Origin of the sequence: Streptomyces sp. URMC 123, from assembly GCF_051386515.1 — a bacterium.
Taxonomy (GTDB): domain Bacteria; phylum Actinomycetota; class Actinomycetes; order Streptomycetales; family Streptomycetaceae; genus Streptomyces.
The window spans coordinates 1-5431 of record NZ_JBPQTV010000388.1 but is presented as its reverse complement, the minus strand read 5'-3'; the positions used below and the strand labels follow the sequence as shown (position 1 = coordinate 5431).

Below are 5431 nucleotides of genomic sequence, written 5' to 3'. Positions count from 1 at the left end.
CGGCGGCGCGGCGCTCCCGCTCCCGCCCCTCACGGAGGAGGAGACCGCCCGCCTCGCCGGCGCGCTGACGGGCGCCCCCGCCGGCCCGCGGCTGCGCTCCGTACTGGCCTTCGCCGGCGGAAACCCCCGCTACGTAAGGACGTTGACCGCGGCGCTGACCGCCGCCGGCGCCGTCGTGGTGCGCGACGGGACCGCCGAGGTGACCGACCCGGCGCTGGCCGCACCCCCGCACTCCTTCGACGCCGACGCGCCCTGGCGCACCGTGGACAGCGGCTCCCCGCTCGCCCTGGCCGAGATCGTCGACCACCTCGGCCATCTGAGCGCCGGCGCGCTCGACACCCTGCGCGCCGCCGCCCTGCTGGGCGCCGAGTTCACCGCCGCCGATCTGGCGACCGTCATGGAGCAGACCCCGCGCACCCTGCTGCCCGCCCTCGACGAGGCCCTGGCCGCGGGACTGCTCGACACGGCCGAGGAGCGGCTGCGCTTCCGCCACCCCGTGGTCCGCCAGGCGCTCCACGCGAGCCTGCCGCGCACGGTGCGCGCGGCGCTCCACCGGGCCGCCGCCCGGGCCCTGGCCGACGCGGGCGCGCCGGTGGAGACCGTCGCCGACCAACTCCTCGGCGCCGGCGAGTTGATGGACGGCTGGGCGCCGCACTGGCTCGTACGGGCCGCCGACCCGCTCGTCGCCCGCCTCCCCGGCACCGCCTCCCGGCTGATCCGGTGGGCCGTCTCGCACGTACACGCCCTGGACGCCCCCGACCGGGCCCTCCTGGAGGAACGGCTGGCCGCGGCGGCCGTACTGCTGCGCCGCCCCGACTCCGTCGACATGGTCGTCGCGCTCCGCGACCGCGCGGCCGACCCCGCGCGCCGGGCTGCGCTCGACGAGATACTGGTGCGCGGGCTGCTCGCCCGCGACCGGTACGCCGAGGCGCTGGAGGTCACGGAGGCGGCCCTGCGCGAGCCGGCGATCGGCCCCGAGCGCGCCACCCGGCTCACCGGTTTCCGGGCACTCGTCCTGTCGGGCCGGGGCCGGCACGCCGAGGCCGCCGCGCTCGCCGAACAGGCCGTGGCCCGGGCCGCCGTACTGGGCGACCCCGCCGCCCTGGCCCAGGCGCACCACGCGCTGTCCATGGTGCTGGTGCGCCGCCGCAGATCGGCCGAGAGCGTACGGCAGATGGCCCTCGGCGTCCGGGCGGCCCGGCGGTCCGCCGCGGCGGGCGACCTCCGCCTCCACATCCTGATGAACCAGGCGGACCTGCTGTGCGCGCTGGACCGGCCCGCGGAGGCGCGCGCCGCCCTCGACGAGGCCAAGGAGGTGGCGGTGGCCGCCGGCTCGGTGGGCCGGCTCGCCGGGGTGGCCGCCACCCGGGCCATTCTGGAGTTCTGGACCGGGCACTGGCCCGCGGCGCTGGAGTGCGTGGCGGCGGCCCTCCGGCTGTCCGTGGCCGACGCCTGGATGCCTCCCCTGGCGCACGGGCTCGCGGCGCTGATCCTCGGCCACCGCGACTGCCGCCGGGAGGCGCGCGAGCGGGTGGAGCTGGTGGAGCGGGTGGGGGAGGGCCCCTGCCCGCCCGGCGGCTCGGCCCGCGCGAACAGCACCTATCTGCTGCTGGCCAGGGCGCTGCTGGCCGAGCGCGAGGGCGACATCGGCGCCGCGCTGGCCGTTCTGGCCGCCGCGCTGCTCCCGGACCACGCGGCCGACCTCGGCCAGGAGCGGGTGTGGCTGCTGCCCGACACCGTGCGGCTCGCCGTCGACGCGGGCGACGCCGGAACGGCCCGGGCGGCCGTCGCCGCGGCGGAGCAGGAGGCCGCGGCCGACCCCGGCCACCCCGGGCTGGCCGCCGCGGCGGCCCGCTGCCGCGGGCTGCTGGGTCAGGACCCCGGGCCGATCCGGCAGGCCGTCGCCTACTACCAGGACGTCTCCCGGCCGCTGCTGCTCGGCCGCGCCTGGGAGGACCTCGCCACCGCGGCGGCCTGGCGCGGGGACCTGGACACGGCCCGGGACGCGCTCCACCGGGCCGTCGGGCTCTACGACCGGCTCGGCGCCGCCTGGGACACCACCCGCGCCGACGCGCGGCTGCGGCCCCTGGGCGTACGGCGCGGCCGGCGGGCCGCGCGGCGCCGCCCGGCCACGGGGTGGGAGGCCCTGACGCCCGCCGAGCTCAAGGTGGCCCTGCTGGTCGCGGACGGCCGGTCCAACCCGGAGATCGCCGCGGAGCTCTATCTGTCCCGGCGCACCGTGCAGACCCATGTCTCGCACATCCTCGGGAAGCTGGGCCTGCGCTCCCGCACGGAGGTGGCCCGGGAGGCGGCCCGCGACCGCGTACCGGAGCCCTGAGCTTCGCCCGCGCCCGTACGCGCCGTCGCCCCGGGGCGCGTACGGGCGGTCACTCCGCCGCGGCGGCGGAGTACGCGGGCAGCGCACTGCGCAGCGCCCGCAGCGCGTAGTACGTGCGCGACTTGACCGTGCCCGGCGGTATCCCCAGCACCTCCGCGGCCTCGATCACCGACAGCCCCCGGAAGTACACCTCCACCAGCACCGCCCGGTGGTCGCGGCTGAGGGACCCGAGCGCCTGGCGGACGTCCAGTGCCGCCACGGACCGCTCCACGTGGTCCACGGCGGCCGAGGCGTTCTCCAGGACGTGGTCGCCCACCTCGTGCGGGCGCGCCCGGCGGGCCCGGCGCGCGTCGATCGCCAGCCGTCTGGCCACCGTGAACAGCCAGGGCCGCATGGACTCATGGGTGCTCTCCAGGGCCTCCGGGTGCTGCCAGGCGCGCACCAGCGTCTCCTGGACCAGGTCCTCGGCGCGCTGCCGGTCGCCGTAGGTCAGGCCCAGCAGGAAGCCGAACAGCGCCCGCCCGTGTTCTCGTTGCAGCTCCGCCAGCGCCCGGTCGTCGGTGCGCCGCGGGGTCGTCGTGGCTCCGCCAACCTGCTGTCGGGCGGGACGGGTCACCGGGAACACCCCTTTCCGTCGAGGCCGGTAGGTGCGCGCACGTGGGGGCGGGGGCCGTACGGGCGAGCCTCCGCGCACCTCCTGCGGGAACGCTTCGAGCGTGCCGCGGCCGAGGGGCGGAGGTATCCGCCAGCTGGCGGATACGGCCGAGGTGCTCGGCGAACGGTCGAACGGTCCGGGCCCCGGCGCGACGAACGGGCGAGCGGCTCGCGCCCCTTCGAAAAACCGGGCAAAAGGTGGCAGAGTGGCGCTGAGTGTGGTCCGGACCGGCTCCGGCGCCACGGATGTACCGCTGAACGCGGTCGACCGCGTCGGAGGGCGAGATGGGCGATGGGGGAGTGCCGCCGGCCGCTGCCCCGCTGCCGGACGACTGGCCCATGCGCTCCGAGACCAAGCTCGCCCTCAACCGCATGGGCGGCTTCGACTGGGACCTGGAGAGCGGCCGGATGCACATGGACGCCCCCGCGCTCGAACTGTTCGACATGCCCCCGGAGGAGTACGACGGGAACCCGGCCACCCTCGCCTCCCGCGTCCCCGGGCCCGAGTCCGCCCGGATCGACGCCGTCGTCGCCGACGCCCTCCGGGACGGCAGCAGCTCCTACGGCGCCTACTTCCGCATCCGGCGCCGCGACGGCTCGCTGTGCTGGGCCCACACCCAGGGACACGTCCTGCGGGACGCCGAGGGGCGCGCCCACCGCATCGTCGGCATCGTCCGGGAGGCCACCCAGGAGCTGACCGACTCCACGGAGCGGCTCGCCCTCGACGAGGAGCGCCGCCGCCAGACCAGCGTGGTCGAGGAGACCACCGCCGCGCTCGCCCACGCCATCACCGTGCGGGACGTGATCGACCTGCTCAGCGACACCCGCGGCAGCGGCCTCGGCCGGCTGGGCCCGGTCAGCCTGGTCATGGGCCTGCTGGAGAACGGCCGCATCCACGTCGTCGCCGAGGGGCTGCCCGGCAGCAACGTGCCGGAGCTGGAGTGGACCCGCGTCGACGCCGAGTACCCCATGAGCGAGGTCATCCGCACCCTCACCCCCCGCTTCATGACCAGCCGGGAGGAGTTCGCCGCCCGCTACCCCAGGCTCTGGCCGCACATCGAGCCCCTGAACGTCTCCGCGGCCGCCTATCTGCCGCTGATCGCCCAGGCCCGCCCGCTGGGCGCCATAGGGCTGCTCTACCAGGACAAGAACTCCTTCACCCCGGAGGAGCGCAACCTGCTGGTCGCCCTCAGCAGCTCCATCGCCCAGGGCCTCCAGCGCGCCATGCTCTTCGACCAGGAGCACGACCTGGCCGAGGGCCTTCAGACCGCGATGCTGCCGCGCACCATCCCGAACCTCCCCGGCACAGAGCTCGCCGTGCGCTACCGCTCCGCCCGCACCGGGCGGGACATCGGGGGCGACTGGTACGACGTGATCCCGCTGCCCGGCGGCCGGGTCGGCGCCGTCATCGGCGACGTCCAGGGGCACGACACTCACGCGGCGGCCGTCATGGGACAGCTGCGGATCGCCGTACGGGCCTACGCCTCCGAGGGCCACTCGCCCGCCACCGTGCTCGCCCGCGCCTCCTTCTTCCTCTGCGAGCTGGACACCGACCGCTTCGCCACCTGCGCCTACGCCGAGGCCGACCCCGAGACCGGCACCGTCCGCATCGTCCGGGCCGGCCACATCGACCCTTGTGTGCGGCACACCGACGGCACCTGCACCCCGCTGCCCGTCGCGGGCGGGCTGCCGCTCGGGCTCTCCGCGCAGTTCGGCCGCCCCGACTACCCCGTGACGCCCGTCGAACTGGACGCCGGCGAGACGCTGCTGATGTTCACCGACGGCCTCGTCGAGCAGCCGGGCGCCGACCTCGACGAGGGCATGCGCCTCCTGGCCGACGCGGTGCGGCACGGCCCCCACGAGGTCGACGACCTCGCGGACCACCTCTGCGAGGTGATGGGGGAGCGCGGCGGCGAGGACGACATGGCGCTGCTCCTGCTGCGCCGCACCGGCGCGCCCGCGCAGCCCGGACGCCGCCTCCACCAGCACGTCTCCCCGGCCGACCCCGAGGCGCTGACCGCCGCCCGGCACATGGTCCGCGAGGCGGTGCGCACCTGGGGCGCGCGCGGCCGGGCCGACGAGGTGGAGCTCGTCGCCGACGAGCTGATGACCAACGCCCTGCTGCACACCGACGGCGGGGCGGTGGTCACGGTCCGGATGTTCCCGGGGCCCGAGCGGCGGCTACGGGTGGAGGTGCAGGACTCCTCCAGCACCTGGCCGCGCCGCCGCGAGCCCGGCGAGGCGGGGGTCTCCGGGCGCGGCCTGCTGCTGGTCGACCGGCTGGCCGATGTGTGGGGCGTGGAGTCGCGCGGCAACGGCAAGGCGGTCTGGAGCGAATTCATCTGCGCGGACCCGCTGGGGCGCGAGGAGGGGCGGGAACGGGACTCGCCGGGGCGCGCGGGCGGCCGCGAGCGGGACTCGCCGGGGCGCGCGGGGGGC

General features: G+C 76.9%; 3 protein-coding genes. 2 read left to right on the top strand and 1 reads right to left on the bottom strand.

The window, feature by feature from the left end; genetic code table 11:
- A partial coding sequence (locus ACSNOD_RS27835; RefSeq protein ID WP_436769836.1) for a LuxR C-terminal-related transcriptional regulator occupies window positions 1–2338 on the top strand: 2338 nt, incomplete at its 5' end.
- Window positions 2339–2387: 49 nt separating this feature from the next.
- On the opposite strand, the gene ACSNOD_RS27830 is transcribed toward ACSNOD_RS27835, so the two are convergent.
- A complete protein-coding gene (locus tag ACSNOD_RS27830; protein WP_436769835.1) occupies window positions 2388–2954 on the bottom strand; it encodes a sigma-70 family RNA polymerase sigma factor in 567 nt (188 codons plus the stop codon).
- Between the two features lie 323 nt (window positions 2955–3277).
- Between ACSNOD_RS27830 and ACSNOD_RS27825 the strand changes: the two genes are divergently transcribed.
- Window positions 3278–5431 (top strand): SpoIIE family protein phosphatase (locus ACSNOD_RS27825; RefSeq protein ID WP_436769834.1); only part of this gene is annotated, 2154 nt, incomplete at its 3' end.